The sequence below is a fragment of the Paenibacillus aceris genome (assembly GCF_017874035.1).
Classification (GTDB): Bacteria; Bacillota; Bacilli; order Paenibacillales; family NBRC-103111; genus Paenibacillus_E; species Paenibacillus_E aceris.
Map to the genome: position 1 here is coordinate 1 of NZ_JAGGKV010000041.1, position 21,003 is coordinate 21,003.

The 21,003-nt window shown below is 41.2% G+C and carries 20 protein-coding genes and 1 other annotated feature; of the genes, 3 read left to right on the forward strand and 17 right to left on the reverse strand.

The annotated features are described in order from the left end of the window. Nucleotides 1–147: 147 nt before the first annotated feature. Nucleotides 148–351 (reverse strand): hypothetical protein, encoded by a 204-nt coding sequence (locus tag J2Z65_RS34135; protein ID WP_167064819.1) that lies wholly within the window; start codon nt 349–351, stop codon nt 148–150. Nucleotides 352–692: 341 nt separating this feature from the next. Between J2Z65_RS34135 and J2Z65_RS34140 the strand changes: the two genes are divergently transcribed. After that, complete coding sequence (locus J2Z65_RS34140) at nt 693–1,826, forward strand: hypothetical protein (protein ID WP_209856324.1); 1,134 nt, start codon at nt 693–695, stop codon at nt 1,824–1,826. 352 nt (nt 1,827–2,178) lie between these two features. On the opposite strand, the gene J2Z65_RS34145 is transcribed toward J2Z65_RS34140, so the two are convergent. The 4 genes from J2Z65_RS34145 to J2Z65_RS34155 all read right to left on the reverse strand — a co-directional run bounded on the left by J2Z65_RS34145 (nt 2,179) and on the right by J2Z65_RS34155 (nt 4,706). Next, the gene (locus tag J2Z65_RS34145; RefSeq protein WP_209856328.1) at nt 2,179–2,691 is read right to left on the reverse strand and encodes a DoxX family protein; all 513 of its coding nucleotides are present in this window, start codon (nt 2,689–2,691) and stop codon (nt 2,179–2,181) included. Between the two features lie 421 nt (nt 2,692–3,112). Further along, nucleotides 3,113–3,217: a YjcZ family sporulation protein gene (locus J2Z65_RS35575; RefSeq protein ID WP_240159935.1), complete on the reverse strand. Its 105-nt coding sequence runs from the start codon at nt 3,215–3,217 to the stop codon at nt 3,113–3,115. A 377-nt stretch (nt 3,218–3,594) separates the two neighbouring features. Further along, nucleotides 3,595–4,146: a DUF6143 family protein gene (locus tag J2Z65_RS34150; RefSeq protein WP_167064825.1), complete on the reverse strand. Its 552-nt coding sequence runs from the start codon at nt 4,144–4,146 to the stop codon at nt 3,595–3,597. Continuing rightward, nucleotides 4,143–4,706 carry a DUF6143 family protein gene (locus J2Z65_RS34155; RefSeq protein ID WP_193581083.1) on the reverse strand — a complete coding sequence of 188 codons (564 nt, stop codon included), beginning with the start codon at nt 4,704–4,706 and terminating at the stop codon, nt 4,143–4,145. Before J2Z65_RS34155 ends, J2Z65_RS34150 begins: the two co-directional genes overlap by 4 nt. 416 nt (nt 4,707–5,122) lie before the next feature. On the opposite strand from J2Z65_RS34155, the gene mreB reads away from it, so the two are divergent. Continuing rightward, the gene (gene mreB, locus J2Z65_RS34160; RefSeq protein ID WP_167064828.1) at nt 5,123–6,109 is read left to right on the forward strand and encodes a rod shape-determining protein; all 987 of its coding nucleotides are present in this window, start codon (nt 5,123–5,125) and stop codon (nt 6,107–6,109) included. A gap of 99 nt (nt 6,110–6,208) precedes the next feature. Here mreB and J2Z65_RS34165 read toward each other — a convergent pair whose 3' ends face one another. The 5 genes from J2Z65_RS34165 to J2Z65_RS36260 form a co-directional block, all read right to left on the reverse strand. Further along, nucleotides 6,209–6,727, reverse strand: coding sequence for a GNAT family N-acetyltransferase (locus J2Z65_RS34165; RefSeq protein WP_167064831.1), 519 nt, complete (start codon nt 6,725–6,727; stop codon nt 6,209–6,211). A 146-nt stretch (nt 6,728–6,873) separates the two neighbouring features. Beyond that, on the reverse strand, nt 6,874–7,149 hold the full coding sequence (locus tag J2Z65_RS34170; RefSeq protein ID WP_167064834.1) for a hypothetical protein: 276 nt from the start codon (nt 7,147–7,149) through the stop codon (nt 6,874–6,876). A 345-nt stretch (nt 7,150–7,494) separates the two neighbouring features. Next, entirely contained in the window at nt 7,495–8,463 is a 969-nt protein-coding gene (locus tag J2Z65_RS34175) for an aldo/keto reductase (protein WP_167064838.1), read from the reverse strand. 478 nt (nt 8,464–8,941) lie between these two features. Next, nucleotides 8,942–9,340, reverse strand: coding sequence for a hypothetical protein (locus J2Z65_RS34180; protein WP_167064842.1), 399 nt, complete (start codon nt 9,338–9,340; stop codon nt 8,942–8,944). Between the two features lie 293 nt (nt 9,341–9,633). Beyond that, the gene (locus J2Z65_RS36260) at nt 9,634–10,077 is read right to left on the reverse strand and encodes an S-Ena type endospore appendage (RefSeq protein ID WP_420850862.1); all 444 of its coding nucleotides are present in this window, start codon (nt 10,075–10,077) and stop codon (nt 9,634–9,636) included. Nucleotides 10,078–10,218: 141 nt separating this feature from the next. Between J2Z65_RS36260 and J2Z65_RS36265 the strand changes: the two genes are divergently transcribed. Then, entirely contained in the window at nt 10,219–10,596 is a 378-nt protein-coding gene (locus J2Z65_RS36265; RefSeq protein WP_167064845.1) for an S-Ena type endospore appendage, read from the forward strand. Nucleotides 10,597–10,729: 133 nt separating this feature from the next. Here the strand turns inward: J2Z65_RS36265 and J2Z65_RS34190 are convergent, their stop codons facing one another. The 7 genes from J2Z65_RS34190 to J2Z65_RS34220 form a co-directional block, all read right to left on the reverse strand. After that, the gene (locus J2Z65_RS34190) at nt 10,730–11,182 is read right to left on the reverse strand and encodes a DUF5662 family protein (protein ID WP_167064849.1); all 453 of its coding nucleotides are present in this window, start codon (nt 11,180–11,182) and stop codon (nt 10,730–10,732) included. 106 nt (nt 11,183–11,288) lie between these two features. After that, nucleotides 11,289–11,546, reverse strand: a binding site (T-box leader). A 157-nt stretch (nt 11,547–11,703) separates the two neighbouring features. Continuing rightward, a complete protein-coding gene (locus tag J2Z65_RS34195; RefSeq protein WP_209856330.1) occupies nt 11,704–12,327 on the reverse strand; it encodes a hypothetical protein in 624 nt (207 codons plus the stop codon). Nucleotides 12,328–12,480: 153 nt separating this feature from the next. After that, complete coding sequence (locus J2Z65_RS34200; protein WP_167064856.1) at nt 12,481–12,810, reverse strand: EthD family reductase; 330 nt, start codon at nt 12,808–12,810, stop codon at nt 12,481–12,483. 626 nt (nt 12,811–13,436) lie between these two features. After that, entirely contained in the window at nt 13,437–13,859 is a 423-nt protein-coding gene (locus J2Z65_RS34205) for a nuclear transport factor 2 family protein (protein WP_167064860.1), read from the reverse strand. 1,196 nt (nt 13,860–15,055) lie between these two features. After that, the gene (locus J2Z65_RS34210; RefSeq protein ID WP_209856334.1) at nt 15,056–15,355 is read right to left on the reverse strand and encodes a DUF7674 family protein; all 300 of its coding nucleotides are present in this window, start codon (nt 15,353–15,355) and stop codon (nt 15,056–15,058) included. A gap of 805 nt (nt 15,356–16,160) precedes the next feature. After that, nucleotides 16,161–17,912 (reverse strand): phospholipase D family protein, encoded by a 1,752-nt coding sequence (locus J2Z65_RS34215; protein ID WP_167064867.1) that lies wholly within the window; start codon nt 17,910–17,912, stop codon nt 16,161–16,163. Nucleotides 17,913–18,157: 245 nt separating this feature from the next. Beyond that, nucleotides 18,158–20,848, reverse strand: a complete 2,691-nt coding sequence (locus tag J2Z65_RS34220) for a hypothetical protein (protein WP_167064870.1) — start codon at nt 20,846–20,848, stop codon at nt 18,158–18,160. Nucleotides 20,849–21,003: the final 155 nt, after the last annotated feature.

The window sequence follows — 21,003 nt, forward strand, 5'->3', positions numbered from 1 at the left end:
CTGGCCAGCAACTGGGATCCTTTTAACATCATACCAAGGAGTCTTTTTGTGCTTCAAACCTCGTATTTCTACATAATAGGAATGCTGCCCGTTAGTTTAGCGATGCCGTTCAGTCTAAGATTACAATTAACACAGTCTAAAACTTTATTATTTGCGGACACTTTCCATGACAATTTCCGTACACGAAATTCCGGCAAGCCAATCTTGAAGTTCGAGCAATTGTTTGGTCGTGGTTCCAAATGTTCGAATGTGGCTTTTAGGTTTTTGATCCAATGGGCCATTTAAGATGTAAGCCATCACCGTTTCCTGATGGACATCCAATCCTCCGTAACAATATCGTGCAGCATCCAACCTTACATTCCTTCTTTCATCAAGAATACAAACCATGCGCCTGAGAAACACGTACTACTGGCGTTACAATGGGCGATTCTCGCGAAGCGCAACTGAACGTTTTTTTCGGCGGATTCTGTCCCAATAATCGACCGTCCTTTGGTTTGTATCTAAAGCTTTGACATATTGAAAGGAGTCTAGTTAGGGTTGTGATGTCTGAGTACTATAATATTTCCATTGTCATGAGATGTTTTTTCGAGTATCTCCCCCGCTTAGTTTATTCCTCCCCCCCCCCCGGAAATCCCGAATCCTCCGCGAATGGTATCAAAGACAGCAGCTGATCAAACAAATCGGAGGGTACAATGATGAAAAAATGGACAAAGTTGGGGATCGGCCTCTTGTGCGCAACCCTGATTACGTTCGGGGTTCGCTCGATTGCAGGCGTTTCGAATGCCGACGAAGCGTCGCAGACAGTGACCGGAGCGGTGAAAACGATCGACGCCGCCCATGGCGAAGTAACGGTGACGACTAATGACGGCGCTGATAAAACAGTGCCGCTGTCGAAGACGGTATGGGTATTCCTTGACAACCACAAAGCGCAAATGAGCGATATCGGTACGGGGTTTAAGGTCGATCTGATCTTGAACGGGAAGAAGCAAGCCGCTTACATCAAAGCGATCACGATTACAGTGACGGACAAAGCGGGCAGCACCCAGGCACCGGCGGGAACGACAACTCCTACTGCCGCAACTCCGGCAGCACCGGCCGCTTCGACAACGACTGCATCACCGGCTCCGACACAAGCCGTTACACCTTCGGCAACGGCCGATGCCGCAGCACCATGGGATACGCTGCATATCGAGATCGAGGGCAACGGCTTTAAAATGGATATCCACGATAAAGGCGACCATAATAACGGCACATCGATGATCAAAATGAAGCCAAAAGGCCACGACGGTTTATTCCTCAAGGATGACGACGCGGAGCACTGGATCCGCACGCTGCTCGCCGGCATCGATCTGAAGTCGCCGAACGCGCAGCAGCAAATCGGCACTGCGTTCGCCAACTGGTTCGAGCTGGACGGTATCACGCTGAACGTCAACATCGAGGTTGAAGCGAAGCCTGCGGCTGCCGCAGCATCGGTTACTCCGGCCGTACCTTCCGTCGCGCCGGAAACTCCGGTAAGCACCCCAACTGCACCATCGATCACTCCGGAAGCTCCTGCTAGCGCCCCGGCCGCACCATCGAGTGCTCCGGCAGCAGCAGCAGCGCCGAAAGTGCAAATCACGGTGAGCCATAACGATGATGACGACGATGATGACGATGACGACGACGACGAGGACAAAAAAGAGTTCGAAACGCAAAGTAAGAACAGCCACGTGAAAGTCCAAATAAAGAGCAGCTCCAAAGCATTTGAGCGTGACCATGAACAAGAGAAAGAGCATCACGACGACAACGGCAAGCACAAGGGCGGCAAAGGCGAGAAAGAGGACTAAACTTGCAGCAAAAGACCGGCGGTTACAGTTGAAGAACTGTGCCACGGTCTTTTTGTTTGAAGCCTCGTTACTTCTTTTCCAAGGGTTCTACTAATTGGGCATGCTATAATTTCCTCCTCCCTTCACTTTTGCTATATCGAATCCCGCTTTATGTCTAGGGGCCATTATTCCATAATTCCATAATGGCACACGCAAAGCGACGACATTCTACCTTCCGCTTTAGCACTATTGTCAAAAGGATCTGCCACGGTAGATCCTTCATCGTTTTTATAGAGCCCTTTATTGAGCTATCGTTCACCGTTAGCTCAATGCCGAATTGATAACAAAATTGGAGCTAAGTTATCAGTTAAAATTACGTGGCTTGAAGAAAGTTTTCTTGATCCTCTTTTTTTAGTATCTTTTTATTTATCACTGGAATTACCCAACGATCTACGCCAATTCTTCCAGCATTTAAACCAGCAGCAAGAATTAACATTCCCATTAAAACCATTTGTGGGTTTGTGCTAGTTGTTCCAGAAAACATATAAGAAAAATTCATAACCAGTCCCATTAACACTGCAAATGTGGTAAAAATACCTAAAATCAGTCCAAGACCAACTAGAAATTCCCCCCAAGGCACAAGCACATTAAAAAGTCCTGCATTAGGTAATGCAAAATGATTAATAAAATCAGCCCACCAAGATTGAACGGCAGGATGATCACCAGATGCATTTTTTATTGCGCCCTTTAAGAAACCGCTTGAGTCAAAATTACCTCCGGCAATTTTTCCCCAGCCGGCTTGCAACCATGACCAACCAAGATAAAATCGTAATACTAAGAGCCCATAAGAAGCATAAATATTTTCCTTTAAGAATTTAATTACCATAACCCCCCCATTTGAGAATAATTATCACTAAAGATTTCGAATTACTCGGTAGTCTTTAGGGGGTATTTCCATATTTAGTTAGATTAGCTCAGAAAATTATCTCTATTCCCCATCTTTTCAACGAAAAGCTTTCTTCGATTTAAAGTAGCTGTAATAGCTGTATTTCAGTTAACTGTAATCTCTGCATGTTGGTATAAAGACACGATTTTTGGCCCTATGTAACAAAATGGGTATCGAAGTGGGGTATTAGACCTAGTGTGGAACCATCCACTTGACCATATATTGATATTGCCAACCAGCAACCAACTCACTCGTCACCCTCATTTAAACGAGAAAACAAAAACGGTCTGTATTCGCATCTATTTCGCGATAAGACCGTTTTTGTTTTTCTCGATAATCTTTGTGATGTTGGATTAAGAAATTACCATACAAAAGCTGATGTGATGATAACCAAAAGAATGAAAAGAACCAAAACAGCTGCTGAGCTAGTACCAATACCATAACCTGCACAACTTGCACCACTCATATTTACTCATTCCCCTCAAGTAAATTTTCATTACGGTATAATCATACGCTCGATACTTAGTGATTGATTGGACTTAAGTCAGGGATTGCTTGCTGGAAGGAATAAAAAACACAAAATAAGCTTAATGGTAAGATGAGAACCGTAATGGTTGATCCCATTTCTAGAGGAATATTTGGCGAGTAATTAACTGAATTAACCTGCCCGTTAGCGGGGAAGAGGCAGCCGTTTAATTGTCGGCTGCCTTCAATGGTGGTTTATTAAGCTAACGTTATCCGTTAGCTCAACGAGATGCTGCCGTACAACAGCATTTTTTAGGACAACTACGGTTTCGCAGTGTCTTCCACCCTAAAAGGGCCTCGACAATAAGGTCAAAACCTTTAAGTCAATAGAGCAGGATCCTCCCACCAGCCGAAGCCTACTCGCGCCGGAACAGTCCCCCGCTCCTGTGAGCGTAAAAAAGCGATGATAGAGCTTCCTGGAGTCAGGATAATCAACCCTTGTAAATCGTGTGTAACGGTTGACTTAGGCTCCGCTATTTGTACAAATGAAAATAGACCATCCTTAGGAGATTCGCTCAGCCGATCCGCATCCCGCAGCTCCACCTTAGGTATCGGAACGGGACAAATCGCCTGATTGACGGACGCAACATTCCGAGAGACTATTCCTTTTCCCAGGGAGTTGTTTTTCAACCAAAATTCAACAGTAAATGGATTGGGTGAATAATTCGTAACCGTAAATACATCACATAATAAATGGATACTAGAATCACTCGGATTGAATAATCCTCCCCAAGCGTGATTACGTTCTCCAAAAGTTAACAACCCCGTCTGTCCGAGAAAATAATTTCCAAGCCGGGTTTGATAAACTGATTCGGTCATATTGATGACCTCTACAGGCTGCTCTGCTCTTTTTCTGTGTTGAAAGCTCATTGCTGACCTCCAACTGCATTTTTTTCCTCCCACCATCTGAATACGATTCTAGACTCATATATAAATGGGCCTGGAGATTTCAAGAAAATAGCAAAAGACCCACCAGGTGGCAATATGATTCCGCCTTTGTTAGAATCGCTCAAAAACGTTGAATTCGGGGGAACGATTCGGTTACTCACATTTACTCCCCCTATAGGAATTTCATTAATTCGGCTAGCATATTGCAGCTTTGCTCTAGGCTGGGTGGGTGGATTTAACGTGAGATTTGCAGGATGAACAAGAGAGGACGTATTGCCTTTTCCAGAAAGTTTGGGGTTAACCCATATTTCCACATTAAAGAATTGGCTTGAAAAATTGGTGATGGTAAAAATGTCTAAGAACAGGATGACTCCTGATTCTGTGGGATTGAACAGTCCACCCCAAGCGTTCTGCTGCTGACCCTCCATTATGAGCGCGTCGGTCTGACCGAAAAAATATTTGCCCCGAAATGAATTCAACGTACGACTCGTCACATCCACCACTTCAACAGGCTTGCGCCTTTTTTTGATCAAGCCGAACACAGGATCCCTCCTTCATGCCAGCATTCTCCAATCAGCAGGCTTTACCAACATTTTATTTTCGATATTCCAAAAACATTCACGTTTATTGTTCCGTTTTGTCGTGTATTATCATTATCCTTTAACAATACCGTACAATTGCGCTTTCCTGCCCGTTCGTATTATGAAGTAACCAGATCCTTCAGCGTAAATTCGAATGAGAAAATAATAATGGGTGCGAAGAAAGCCATAGGAACCAATCTTCGGAATCAATGTCGATGATAAAGGATGAATCTTATATGTATTCCTTGAAAGAACAATATGAAAGTGGGAAAGTAAATTGTTGTGAATAATACCTGTGGATTTTTCCACTGGTTTTTTTATGTAAAAATTGGACAATATAACCATGAATAAAAATACTCAAGAAGGGGGTACATTTTATGTTCCAACGTGATCTGGGGATTGATTTAGGGACTGCGAACATTTTGGTGTATCTGAAGGGAGAAGGAATCATTTTAAACGAGCCGTCCGTCATTGCAATCAATGATAATGGAAGCATTGTTGCCGTAGGTGAAGAAGCCAAAGAGATGGTCGGACGAACTCCCGGGAATATATCTGCATCTAGACCTCTGAAAGATGGAGTAATTGCTGATTACGAGACCACGGTTAAGATGATGAAATACTTTATTGATAAATCTAAAAAAAGTCGGTATTTTTCTAGTAAACCCAGAGTCGTTGTCTGTGCACCCACATGCGTTACCTCTGTTCAAATCAGAGCGTACAAGAATGCAGCAAAACAAGCGGGGGCGAAAGAAGTCTATATTATTGAGGAGCCTTTTGCGGCGGCGATTGGAGCTAATCTCCCGGTATCAGAACCTGTGGGTAGTATGATTGTAGATATTGGAGGTGGGACTACAGAAGTTGCGATTATCTCATTGGGTGCTATTGTGATAAGCGAAACCTTGAAAGTCGGCGGGGATGAAATGGACAGAATCATCGAAAGTTACATCAAGAAAAAATACAATTTATTAATCGGCGAGCGGACTGCTGAAAAATTAAAAATCAACTTAGGCTGTGCCTTGGTTCCAGAGGAAGAAACCACATTCAATATTAGGGGAAGAGATATTGTTTCGGGGTTACCGAAGTCTTTAGCTGTAAAATCTCATGAGATACACGAGGCTTTAGCGGATATCATTAAACAAATTAGCGACATTGTTAAACGAACGCTCGAGCAATGCCCTCCGGAATTATCGGGAGATATCATTGAACGGGGTGTTGTTTTAACAGGAGGTTGCGCATTGCTTGCGAGATTGGCTGAATACCTACAAGCTGAGATTCGAACTCCTGTATTTGTTGCAGAAGATGCTCTGAATTGTGTTGCTATTGGGACAGGAAGAGCATTAGAGAACATTGCAGTGTTGAGATGACAACAAACAAAATAATATTATTACAAAGAGCCTGTGAGAATCTTGCCGTCGGGTTCTTTTTTTCTTAAAAAAGGAAGTCCACTCTACTATCGTTATCCTTTAGTTTAAAAGTCGCAATCTTAAAATCATTAAGTCTTCATCGAAATACTGTTCATCAAACTTTAATGCATGTGGTTCTATACCGTAAACTTCAAACCCTAGCGAGACATATAAGCGTTTTGCTGATTTGTTATTAGACACAACCGTCAAATGAATCTGTTCCAACCCTTCACATTCTTTTGTTGCTCTTTCAATCAAGGCTAATAGAAGGGCTTTACCTACCCCCCGTCCTCGAAATTGAGGCTCTACGTACATACCGTAAATGTTTCCTTTATGTGCCGTCTTAAGCCTGTTTTCACGTGAAAAATTGACAATGCCAACTAATGTGTTACTGTCGTCAAAACATCCCAATGTAAATTGATCTTTTGTATGGTGTATCCTTTCTATAATGTGCCCCAGTGGTTTAGTTTCTTCTTGCTCATACGTTGATCCAAATGCATCAGGGTCATTTTTCAATGCACGCAACCTTACTTCTCTATACACTTGGGCATCAGAGTCATTCAACAGACGAATGTTCATTAGTCACTTCCGATCATTTATCAAATTATTCTAAATAAAACTTGCGGATTGAAGTAAACTGCCCGATAGTTTAATGAGGCTACCATCGCGGTAGCCTCATTTGTAGTTAATTGAACATAAGTTACCCGTTAAAGCATCGGTCTAATTTATCTACTACCGCCTTTTATTGCTTTATATCTTTCATCAGTCCATGTAAAGTCTCTAAGTGATATAATCAAATATCCGTTCTCATGTAAAAGTTCTCTGGATTCAGAAGTGAAATTGTATCCTATTGCTATTTTTCTATCTAGATTATCTTGCGTTACCTTTCTTAAGGCTTTTCTTATTTGTGAAGAAAGGATTACCTCTTCATCATTAAAAATAAAGCCACTGAGCATTCCTTCGCCATCGGGTATAAGGTGTTTGTAACGAGGTGAACTCAACTTTTGTACCTGCTCATAGGTTTTGTTTTGGAATGATTTATACGTTGTACTGCACTCCTTTTGAAAACTTAATCTTTTTTCCCTTAGGTACGAAGGTTACTACGATTAGTTTACCATCTATCGCTAGTCCCTAGGTTGTAAAAAACACTTATAATTAAGCTATGCTGCCCGTTAGGTGAGCAAATGGCAGCTGAATCGTCGGATATCATATCAGAAGATCATATTTATCGGCACTAGATATTAGTTGAAGCGATATTCAGAGGCGATCGGCCCAACGAGAATAGAAATAAGGCGTGATCATCCGATCCCGCCTTATTCTTTCAGTAATATTAAAATTCGGGTTACTTATCGGTTGTATCCGAAACGTGTTCCTGCTAATGAACGCCATACGTCTTCGCACTTCAACAGAGTCTCGGCATCCAGCGTTTGCCCCTCAATCGACGCAATATTCTGCTCGATTTGGGCTAATCGGCTTACTCCAGAAATGATACTCGTCACGGATTCTTGCGCGGCGCACCACTTCATCGCGAGTTGCAGGATACTCAATCCACATTCCGCAGCAATTTGAGTAAGCTTGTCTACTGCGGCAAAATTCTCATCTGACCAGTACCTGTTAAAGTATGTTTCATTATTGGCAAATCGAGTATTATCCGCAGGCTGACCCGGCTTATGTTTACCGGCCAGTAACCCCCCGGCAATAGGGTTATAGATGACCATGCCCACGTCATGCGCTTTTAAAAAAGGAACGAGTTCTGTTTCTATGCCGCGGGTAATAGGGTTATAGACATTCTGAGTGATTATGGGTGCGATATAATTGCGTTTATCGCAGATAGACAACATATCAGCGACTTGCCAAGCGGCATAGTTGCTGACACCAATATATCGAATTTTCCCCGCTTTTACCAAAGTAGACATCGTTTCAAGTGATTCTTCGATGGTTGTATCGTTGTCAGGCGCATGCATATAGTAGATGTCGATATAGTCAGTATCCAATCTCATTAAGCTAGCATCAACAGCAGATAGAATATTTCGGCGACTTAATCCCGCGTTATTAGGGTTTTTACCCATAGGACCGCGTACCTTTGTCGCAAGAATAATCTCATCACGCCTCCCTTTGAGACCTTTGCCGACGATCTTTTCGCTTTCACCCTGATTATACGAGTTTGCAGTATCAAAAAAATTAATGCCATGCTCAAATGAGTAATCCATGATTTTAAGACTATCAGCTTCGCTTGTTTGCCCTCCGAACATCATGGTTCCAAGACTTAACTTGGAAACTTTAAGACTTGTTTTTGACAAGTTATTATACTGCATAGGATAGCCTCCTTCATTTATCATCGATTTTAGAATACACCATATCCGGTGTTCCAAAAAGTAGTGATATTATTGTTACTTAGTTACTTTAACTTAACTAATTTGCTCGTCGCACAGTGAAGGGTTACGGCGCGTCACACCATTCGGCGTTTCAACTATTGTTCCCCCGTAGCATTAACCATTTGAAATTTAGTCCTTTCTACCCTCCGTAGTGAATGAGATAAAGTTCTTATTATAAATCGGGAATGGAATAAAGTTCTTGTCATTTGGTATTGACAAGAACTTTATTCCATAATAAAAATTTGCCTTTGCCGCCGCGGAAGTAAGGCGGAATAGGTTACTAAAAAATAGCAGCAGCCTTGACTGAAATGAATAGTTGTGGCCGCTGCTATTTTTTCAATTATCTTTAATTTAACGAAAAAGCAGCCGCTCCTTAGAGCCTGCTGCCGCGGTGTTCAAATTAAACTAATGTTCCCAGTTAGCTTAATCGCATATTAGACAAAAACACCATACTCTCGTCAACCGACCTGTTAATATAGTCAATGATTTCAAAGTTATTGTTGTTAAACAGCTCCAGCGCTTCATTTATAAGGACTTCATCAATTGTAAAGTCCTTTCTCAACAAATCTAGTAAGGCAGGTAAGTATTCGCTGTTATACCCGTCAATGTTCACGGTAGGCAGTACATGCTGATGAAGTTTCAGAGAATATTGTTTTATAATTCTTCCGTTTAGTCTTTCAAAGTCACGATAAGCGACTAGTGCTTTCTCCTTCAATTGCTGAGCAGATGCGAATCCCACAATTTTTAAAAATAGTTCCAGCCAAACTACATCCGAAATTAAGTGACATAAATAGCCAAGGTAAAAGGGTTTATTCATAGTATCCTTGTACTTATCATAAAAGCGAAAGTAGTTAATACGACTTTTTCCACTTGCATCAATATCCTTATTTCAATAGTCGTAAACTAACATGCCAATGACAATAAGATAATAAATTGTGCAGTATCTAGGTCCATCACAGTTGAGCCACTGTTGCTCCATTAAACTGCCCGTTACTTGAATGAAAACAAGGAGCAGCTGCCGTGGTAATCTGCTTCCTGTTTTTGATTGAACTAAATACGCTGTTTGGTGAGCACATCAAAGAGAAAAACTGAAGCTGCTCTTTCGGCTATTTATGAACATAAAGTGTAATGAAGATCCAACTCCATAGTACCAGTACAATCAATATCTTTATTGGATTGACCTTTACATAAGATTTTTACAGATTTTAGATCATTGAATATTGCGGTAAACGATGAATTCGGACCAACTTCAACTTCTTCATGATCACTGGAAGATTTGGTTATTGTAATTTGCATTGTACAGGACTTACTAGTGTTAATTATTGTGATGGTTCCCGTGGGATTTTTTACACAGGAATCCGACGAAACACAAAAATACGTTTGTATTGCAGAATCACATTTTTGGTTAATGGGAACACATCTGTGTATAAAAATAAGTTTTTTTAATAATCTTTTTCTTGTCCTTGAATGCCGGTCGCATTTTTTTACCCGTTTTCTCGTTTTGGATTGACGATTACATTCTATGGTTCGTTTTCTCTTGCACTTCTTTTCCATAAAATCATCCCCCCTATTACGTGTATGAGGAATTTAGCCGAATTGACCATAACAAACATCCATTTTTTAATAAATGGGAATTCCAACTAGTTAAAACTTATACAAGCTCACATACTATAAAGGGAAAAAGGAGGGATGATAATGTGTGGAAATTCTTCAAGTTCTGCCGTCTTTAATTTTTGTAATAACGTGTCCAGGCAAATTGTCAACCTTCAACAATGTAATCCCATTTTTCAACCTACTCCGAGTCCTCCGCTAACTTACTTTACTAATACAACTGGACTAGTTGTAAATGGTTCATTTACTGTTGTTAATACTAGTACTTCTTCTGTCCTAAATGTTGTATATACCGCAGGTCTCACAGTAACACCCGTTGTTGTTACACCTGGTCGATCGGAAACTATTTTCTTTGAAGATTTGAGAACCATTACTATTGAAAGTCTTCCAGGAGTAACACCAGAAGCAAACGCTACAGGAAGCTTAGTTTTAGATTTGCATTATTGCGTAAAATGCTCTTAGTTAATACAAATACCATCTCCCTAGGACCTGGTTTGATATAATGCACAAAAATATAATAGGAGCGCCGTAGCAGCTCCTTCTTTGTCTGTATAGAGTCCTTTATTTAGCTATCGTTCCGCGTTAGTTCAAAATTTTATCCGTTCGATGAGGAGCTTGTCATCAGGTCAAGCTCCCTTTTCGTTTCTGGATGAACTACTATTTGATCTGTAAGATTCAAAGTAGTCTCCTTTACTTTTCTTCCCCATTTCCTTGAAAATGACCTCCAGTCGCAAACCATTTCAATTACATATTTCTTTGGCATAGCCAATGCCTCCTTTGTGTTGGGGTTAATAACCCAATACTCCCAATGGTGCTTATTCGTGCGCTGATGATGAAGCCAAGCATATTTCCAATTGAGTTCCTCATCCAAGTCCAAAGGTTTACCGGAATAAAATTTCTTTGCATAGGGGAAGAACTCCGATGGTAAAAATTTTGAACAATCATGAATAACTCCCTGGATATACAAGCCTTCTATCCAACATTCAACCAAAACGTTTATTTTGTGATTTAAGATATATAAGAAGTACCTCCAATAAGCTTTTATCATCGCATCTCTAACTCCTCTCCAGACTAAAAATTCACTCTGTTTGAAAGAAATATGGTTCGTTAGCTGTTCAAAGAAACAAAAAGAATCCCACCTCCAAGAACAATGTCTTGGGGACGAGATTCGTCGTGGTGCCACCCCAGTTCACTAATCCGTCTTCAGATTAGCCTTATCGAGTACAACATGCACTACATGCTTATACTCTAGCTCTGTAACAGGAGCTCCTGTCACACCATCCCTAGAGCAAGCTCTGGTTCCGATGTGATGCTCAGTGACTTGATTCAATAAGGTGTCCTGTACTCCTTTTCAGCTCCCGGTACTCTCTGTAAAAGTAAGCCTTATTTACTCTTCACATCAACGCATTTGTTTAATATTACCAGTGGAACGTTGTAGTTGTAAATAAGTCACCATTAAACTATCCTCCCCGTTAACGGGGAAAAGGCAGCCTCTTGATCTGTGCCGGCTGCCTCTATGTTGTGATTGAGCTATCGTATCCGTTAGTTCAGTCAGACTGAGCGGCGAACTTAACTTACCACCAGATTGAACCACTTACAGTATTTCAAAAATAACATTTCTTTTTGATCATCATCGACCTTACAGAATACCTTTTCAAACGAATACTTAAAAAACTCCAACAAATCCGTCTCGATAGCATCTAGTTTATTAATTAAGTCATTTCGGTTGTATTCTATATAATACATTTTCTGTAATTCTTGCTGCGATAAATCTTTTCTCATCGTGCCAGAATAATCGTCAGACCAAACTCTTACCGAATCATTTATGTATTCCAAAGTCGGGAATGGATCATGACCAAGCCATACATCTTTTTTACTTAAGACCGCTTCAAGTACTTCTCTCCAATTCTCGAGCCCACAGCAACAACTCGGAAGAATCGCTTTTTCTTCATCCTCAAAGGCTATGCCACCACTTATTGCTACTTCATCAATGGCTATCAACTCATTTAATACCTCAGTAGGCTCTCTATCCACATCTATGTTGTTATACCCGCATAGCAACGTAAAAAATAGAACGGCATCTTCTGGTGTAGAAGCTCTTGAAAGATAATTAGTTTCCCTGTATTCAACATTTGATAACCAAGAGGGCTGCTTAAAATATGAATCTTTTATTACTGCACTAACTTTCCCCATTTTATTAACTCCTCATGATTTATTGTCTAAATACACATTACCATTTATTGGTTTATTCCACTACACTAATCTGCCCGTTAGCGCAACGACGGCAGCCGATCGTTTCTGGCCGGCTGCCGTCGTGTCGTGATTGAACTATAGTTCTTCGTTAGCTCAGTCGTTACTTGTGAACGATGTGACGATTTCTTCGATAAATATATCTTGCTGTCCGATGTAATAGTTAGATACATCATCTTGCAAAGCTTTGATTCTAGGGTCACTGATAAATGTTTCTAGAGCAGCATTTGACTCAAAATACAGATTGAATATAAATGAATATGGAACAGGGGAGCCATCCGGTGAAGATAAGACTTTTTTCACTTCGTACTTGGATGCCCCCATTTCAAGAACAGTTTTCCTTGACAGATTGGGGAGATGCGAATTAAAATAATAATTTTCATCGAACGGGATATCTCGTTTGTAACAAAAGGTCAATATGACCATATGATCAACTCCTTTTGGATAATGACGTCATTATAAAGCATGTCATTAGTGGTACAGTCAACTTGATTTTGTGCATATTCAATAGTTTAACGCCGGCCACCCCAGTTGCAATATTTCTGTTTACTATTATGTCCTGACATTTGTGTCGTTTGAGCATAATGTAGGAACTTTTGTGTCGTGAAGCTGCGACATGAAAGTTCCTACATAAAGAAAAGAAAAGCCCATTACTACGGGCTTATTAAACAAGATTTATGTAGGAGCATTTGTGTCGTTAGATTTTTCGGTTGTTGTCTAATGACACAAATTTATTTATTATCTTTATTTATTATTAATTTATATTTATTGCGTAGCCCCATATGTACAAAACCATTCATCTGTAGCTAAAGCTTGGTGTACATCGCAGTTTGCCAAGAATTTAAGTGATTATGTGCGTTACGTCTTTTTGGCTGCAGAAGAACCAAGTACACGACATAGCCCATGTTTATGTCGCCGGATAGGCAAGTATTGGTTTTGGACACCTAACGATCAAAATCCCTGCTACTCATCGCTTTAATGAACTTAAACTTTATGCTGTGGTAAAACGAAAGAGCTCCTGCATCTAGCGGAACTCTTTCGTTTTATTGAAATTATAAGTCCTTATTACCGTCTATATACTTAAGATTGAAGCGAAACTTATCGATGCTCCAGCCGGCATCCGATTTCATCAAGTGAATATTATAGGTCCCCACAAATGTCCTCACATTTTGACCTGTAGGGTTCGGATAATAGTGACTGGCAGTTCCATAGCAAAATACGTCAGCTTCGTTCCCCAAGATGTCCACTAAATAGTTGCCGACCTGATGATGGATCGCTTGAAGTTTCCTCAAGCCTTCCTCCCAGCCCGCTGCTATTTGTTGGCCGCTTAGAACCGACGGCTCTCCGGCTCCCATGGAACTCATATCGAGCAAAACCTCTGGCGCCAAGCAACGCCGGACCGCTTCCCAGTTCCGCTCATCCGTGAAAATAAATAATTCATTAACGGTTCTGATGATCTCTTCCTGCTGCGTCATCCGTCAATCACTCCTTCATATTTCATTTTTATATTGAAGGATTCCTCTTCTCTTTCCTAATTCAAAGCGTAGCAGACAAGAAGTACAGGACTATGAGAAAAGCAAAACCGACAACACTTACCCAAGCATTCAACAAAGCCAACAAAGTTATAAGTAAATATATAAAGGGGCCCCGGGTAAAATGCTTTTCATATTGAATAAATCATCCATGTCGCAGCCTTCATATAACATCGCAAATATCGCATCGACACCATTCGTTCCGATGAATAAATGCCATGCTCCCCTTTAATCCAAGATCCCCCGTTTCTTCGAACAGGTATATTTTACCACATAAAGGAGGCATAGGTCAGTTGCTTTCATTCATCTGCCTATTATTTTTAATTCGGCAACAGAATCATAGGAATTATGGTCTTCGGAGTTATTTTATCGCGCATGCCAGCCTTTAGTTCAATAAAACAGGGAGCAGCTGCTCCCTGTTTTACTGGCTATTTTTAAGTTCACTTGGATTGTTTATGTTTTCTATATTGGTAAATAGCAAATGGTGTATTAATGACGCCAGTAACCAGTGTGCAAATTAGGGGAAATATTTGTAAGAAGGTCGGATTCTGATTACCATCCCCAACAGGACCCACCTTTGGTTGAGATGCATCCCAATAACCATAAATTAAAAATACCAAGGGAAGAACGATACATACTGCAGAACTGAACAAGTAAAAACCATACCTATTCACAGCTAATCACCCCATTTTATGTGTTCAGAACTAAAATAATAATACCACATATTGGAACTATTCTGCCCCTTAGTTTAGCAAGTTACAGGTCAGACTATTGCTTGTCGGCAATAGGACAATGTTCTTGTCACGAATCGGGAATCGGATCAAGTTCTTGTCATTGACATATGACAAGAACTTGATCCGATAACTAAAAAAGCCCGCGGTTTAAGCGGACTTCATTCGGACAATGTTCTTGTCAACCGACATGTAGCAACTTCCTTTAATTTATGTCTAATGACACAAATGTGCCTACATTACACAAATGTCTATCTCTTAACCTAATCGCCGGCTGCCTTAATGTAGTGATTGAACTATCGCTTCTTTCGTTAGTTTAATTCCATATTTGTTGCATTGGCCTTATTAAAACTATCAACTAATTCTCGATAAGCTGAATCATCTTCAATTCTCCACCTGAGAAGACCTTTAATTCGCGAAATATTCCTGGCTTAATCCAATAAGGAATTGCTTGGTAAGTAATTTTGTCACATCAACTAAATGTTCATAAAAGAATACCCCTGCTGCATTCCATAAATCTTCGGCTCTTTGATTTGAACACCATTCAGCATATTCATATATTTTCTTTAGTTGCTCTACATCACCACGATGATGAGCTTCTTTTACCATATCTGAGAGAGTCTGAAATACATCATAAATTGTTTCATGAAAAATAGTACCAAAACGAATATCAAACAACTCCGTGGCTTTTCTTCTCCAGACGCTCAAAATTTCCCCCCCTGTCCTCCATACAATCAAAGTTTTTTACCTCATTTTAACATACTAAGCTGCCCGTTAGTTTAATCCCTCCCCCCTCCCGTAGGCTTAACTAATAACTAACAAGCTCATTAAATACACAAAATGTAATAAGCGTTCGCCCAGTTGGTTGGGTGAACGCTTACTAGTTTACTTCAAAACATTATTTGTTACTTCAAGACTTTGTTTGTTACTTCAAGACTTTATTTGTCACTTCAAAACTTATTTGTCAACCAACAAGGGAACAGTTTAGAAGTTTTTTGCATCTCGCTTTTTGTCGAGAATATGCAAAATTTACAGGAGCAGCGGGATACCCATTCATAACAAGGATGCAATTCAATACCGTAATCTTTGTACATGTCTTTAATGGGTTTGAGCCAGTGGACAATTCGGTTTTTCTTGCCCGTTGCTTGGGCAGGATGGATCATGAAGACCGGCTTCTCCGATCTTTCCACCGGCTCTTCAGACCTCTCGCCCAGTAGGTTCTATGGCTGCAGCATCAACCCATTCAGTCTTAACCTTATCTAGGTCAATAGCAACAACTCCATATCCTGATTTATTATAGTCTGTCTGTGCAACTACCAAACTTCTTGTAGTAGATATCCATGGACTGTTTTCAGGGGTCTGTTGCAAAACATGATCCACTATCGATTGAGAATCACTTTTAAGTTTACCATTTGTAGCCAAAATTCCTTTACCCGCTTCCAATGTTATCCGACTAAAGCAACTGGAAAAGATGATCTAAACCAACTTCTTAACAGATTTGATTAATGTCGATTTAAAGCTTGTCTGCATCAGGATCAGATAAGTGAGTCCAAACATAGTTAGCGTTCTTATTGTCCCGCGTAAGTTCCTTCGCCCCATTAAACAATGGGCTGTCTTCAAGGTCAGAGTTATCAAAGATCATCGCAGATGGAGGCGGGTTTTGCCAGTAGGCAAGGCCCGTACTGAATTTTTGGAGGTAGACATGAGGGATACCGAGGTGTTTGCGCCATAGCGATATTCGCAAGTCGCGTGCAAACCTCCCTCCTAAAACTCTACTTATGGGCTCTTCTGTTATTCCTGCCACGATCTCCGTATCATACGAGTAGCCGCGATCGTCACAATTTGCAGAGCCTACAACGACGTATTCATCATCGAAGATCCAAGTCTTGGAGTGCACATAGCTCCCGCACCAGCCCTTCCGGGCAGAATCGGGAGGGTTTTTCAGACTGAACATGCGCCACTTCTGTCGCTTGGGATCGACTGCAGACAAATCGGTACGGATCTCGTTGCGTGTTCCGATCAGAAAAGGAAATTCTGGTGGACTGCCCGCTTCAAAGTCTATCGAGTTATTCATTAAGATGAGGAGGAATTTGAACTGTTCCTCCCTCAACTTTTTCACAAGTAAATCTCTCACGCGACGGCTTACTAAATATTGATCCTCCACATAAATATACTCTTTCGCATTCTCAATACCGTTCTTAATAAGCTGCCATGCAGACTGATCCGGGTTTGGAAACTGATATCGATCTCCGGAATTGAATTTGTTCAAGTTCGGAAATGTCCGCCCGATTGAAACTAACATCCTTCTATCAACATTTACTTTGCCACCGGGCACAGTACAGGAAGGTTTGACATCCGATTTTCGATTGGAAATGATTCGGTCGAAATCTTGTTTGACCGCATCTCGTGACAACTGAAATCTGTTTTGATCCAATGCTGCTGTAGCGGGATGATCCAACCATCGATCGCGAAAATTGCTGAGAGCAGCAGCAGCAGAAGGTCCATTCAACCGAACGTGCACGTCATGTAGTGGAGAATCTCCCAGTCGGCTGTAATTAATGTCCATTCCGCCTAAAAAAGCGACGAGCCCAGCATCTCCGCTGACAACTAGCAGTTTCTGATGATGAATATTCGGCCCCCGATCTGGCAACTTCCCTGCAACTAAACGGTTATCTTCCAGTGCAGCACCATTCGGCAAACTATTAATATAGTTGGTAATCTCTTTATTATCGCCGGATTGGCCTTTCAAGAATGTATCCCAGAATAGTCCACGAACTTGAGCTTTGGTATTCTTCAAGTAGTCTTTGAGTTGAGAATTTGCAGGCGGGTTACCGTTTACCGGGTTTTTCATCGCTGTATCAGGCAGAACCCACCAGCCAATGAGATAAATGCGATGTTCTGGTGAAGTTGCGCAGCTCAACGCATCGGCGATATCCTCAAATGCCGAACGCCCGTATATATAAGGAACAACAACATTCCCAGGTGTAGGTTTGGGGGCGCCATCAAACCATTTCATTGCGTTATGTGCTAGCTTATCTCCAGATGAACGGTCGTAAGTCAATTCCGATGTTGTATGTGGGAGCTTCGCAATCTCTTCCGCGTCATAGGTATTGCTGAAAATAAGAGGTTTTCCCGGTAAAGGGCTTGGAGTTGGTTTTTGTATGGTGGGAATCTTTGGTTTGTCGATAGTGCCTGGTGCAGCTTTCTTAATATTTGGTTTCTCGATCGTGCCGGGAGTAGGTTTCTTTATGATTGGATCTTCCATACAAACCTCCCTTAGGTAATGACTATACTTTTTCTTTCCTAATATCTAGGGGCTGCTTCCTTCTTAAGCTGGTCTAATAAACACATCATAATATCGACAAAGGCGCTCCCGACGCACCGGCCTCCAAAGCGCGATCCAGCATGGGACGACTTGAGCGCCTCCTGCCTACACTATTAACTGTGTGTTCGTATGAGGATTTGAGCCGATATACGCTCAGTTAAAGATGAGTTAAACGATTAGTTATTTTATTCCTCCAAATCGGTTGGTTTGTATTCTACAGCTACTATTTGGTCTGTTGGCAATATGGATATGGTTTGACTGAAAAACGGAGCATCTTCAAAACTATGTTCCATGAGGTTAAAACCGTGTTCGTAGACTTCATCAGAAGCGAGCACATACTCGAAATCACTATTTTTCTTTTGAAGATCATCTGCAATGGCTTCGAGCACTTCTCCTACCTTTTTGCCTGCGTATTCTATCTCCGTTCCTAAGTAGGGGTTTTCCCATCCGTCATTCTCATGTCCCTCAATCGATTTCAGCCAATTCAGCGCTGCTGTTTCCCTTCCGGGCCTTATCGGGATCATTGCCTTCACCCATGGTGCATTTAAAAAGGCATTGCGAAGATTATCTCCATCTAATTGGAGAAGCCAGCCGAGAGAACTCCCCATCCTCGCCGGGCTGGATTCTTCCGTTATATAGTAGTCGTCTTGTCTTCTACCGTCGCCCTCAAATGAAAGGATATCGTTTTTTGTTAATGTATAAGGCGTTGGTTGTCCACTTGCGGGTTGCGCATTAAGTTGGGATGGATGTAGTCGCGGCATCCACCACTCGGGTGCAACAAAATACAACATATTATCTACATCAAATAAAGATTTGACGATTTCGGATCGGACATGTGCCAGCTTTTGATTCGCTTCGTCAATTACAGGGGCATCGTTTTTGCCCCAGCTTCCCATCATTAGGCGTTTAATCAGCCTACGGTAGACGACGGTGCGTTCCTCTTCACGCAAATCCCAGGAAGGTCTCTGGGTGATTTTACTTGCGACTTTAATTCTTTCGCGGACGGCAGCTACGTAAGACTTGCGAGTTGCTTCGTCGTATTCCGCTTTGTCCGTATCATATTTACTTTGTATAGCTGCATTTTGGGCCTTTACTGATTGTTTGGCAGCGTCAGTGGGAATATAGGTTAATGCAAAGTCCAGATTCACTGCATTTTGACCATTAAAATGCACTTGATCCAAGATAATACGCAAGGTGTCGCCGTTTTCGACTATGATTTCACGAATCACAGCTTTTTGGCCAGGTGGAACCTTTACCAGTTGGATGCTCGACTCTTCTAACTTATAGTCCGGTTTAGGTGCCGCATCGAGGCGGCATCTATACTCTATAATGAGTTGGCTATCGTCATCACGGGTCAATCCATTAAATTTTATCTCGCCAATGATGCCAAGAATCGGTTTGTTAACGTCTCCGTCCGCAGGGCCTTGATACACATAAAGAACCGAATTGTCATGATAGTCAAGTACAGGCATATAGGGGAAAGACACCGTTAATTTCATTGGTATATTTACAGGGTCCGGAATAAAACTTGGGCCAGCTATAAATGAAGCCTTCGCAGATTCACTATAATGAACCAATTCGGCTAATCCCAATGCCGATCCAGGGTCATCAATAAACATTTGCCAGCAAAGGCGTTTTCCTATATGTTGCATTTGTACGCCTACTCGGCGCATTTTGCGTCGCAATTCTATATTGATTAGATCTGTACCTGGATTCGACATAATATGCCTTCTACTTTTGGTGTCCGTCGTTTCAACTACCGTTTTGAATACGGACTTATAGCTTTGCTTGATTTCGCTTGATAGCTTTTGTGTTTGTTCCTTGCTTTGCTTATGCATCGTCTCTTTAGCGATTGATTGACTCGTTTCTAAGCCGTAACTGATCGATGCCGAGGCTTCGCTAAAAATCGTGGTTCCAGATGTGCTTGCAGTCATCCCGAATTTGGTATTGTTTTTGTTTTCCGTCTTTATTGCGTCACTAATTTCATCTTTATTCGTAGTATCAGACTCTGACTGGATGTATGATTCTGAAAAAGTTTCTTGGGAACGCTCTATTGTCGATTTACGCGTGCTAATTTCATAAAGCTCGATCGTCGTTCCAGGCGATAGCCAAATATGCTCCACTGGTTCACCAAGAAAAGTGCCTAGATCAAAAAAATATTGCCTGAATAAATCCACGTATCCAACTGGTGCAAGTGAAGCGTTTTTGCTTTTTGGGTCGATTGTGGCTAACGGATCATTCATATGCACCAATGGATCATTCGGTTGAAATAATTCGCTTAAAGGAGCAACATTTTGAACAGCAAATAACTTACTAAGATCGTTTATGTCGGGAGAGTCCATATATATCAATAAGAATTTAGCCAATTGGGATTCATATTTCAAAACCTCTAACAGTTGATTTCTACTTAGTTTAGCATACAGATTTTGATTGATTTGTCGTAAGGCTCCCTCGTTCTCGTTCTTTAAATTTAACTCTTTGATGATCGATCTCCATTCATCGTCAGCAGGCAATCGTCCATTATTGTTTTGTACGAAAAATTTAACTTTATCGAGTAGCAGTTTAAACAATTCGCTATTAAAATCTTTGGTTAACGAGACTTTATAAGGGGACCTTTCCGTGCCGGGAACTAAAGGTAGTGCCACAATATCGTTCAATTGATCATGTCCAATAGCTGTTGGTCCGGGCGAAATGTTCGCGTTAAGAATGCGCATGATCTGAGGATTTAATTGGGAAAAAACCGAACCGCCTTGTTGAATCCATTGTTTTGTAAGTTTGGACTCCCACCCTAGCAGCGGTTGGAATATACCATACATTTCACTGGCATATGGCGGTTTATTTCCATACTTTTCAATATCTTTACGTAAATTAAACATCAAAGCATCCTCCTACATATTGGGGTATATGGATAATCCCCAAATAGAATACATCCAAATATAGGAAAAGGCTGTCGAACCAAGTTTTGGAGAAAAAATTTCTGCTACATAATTAGAAGAACGCCCTCTTTGCACTTTTTTTTAACCGATTTTGA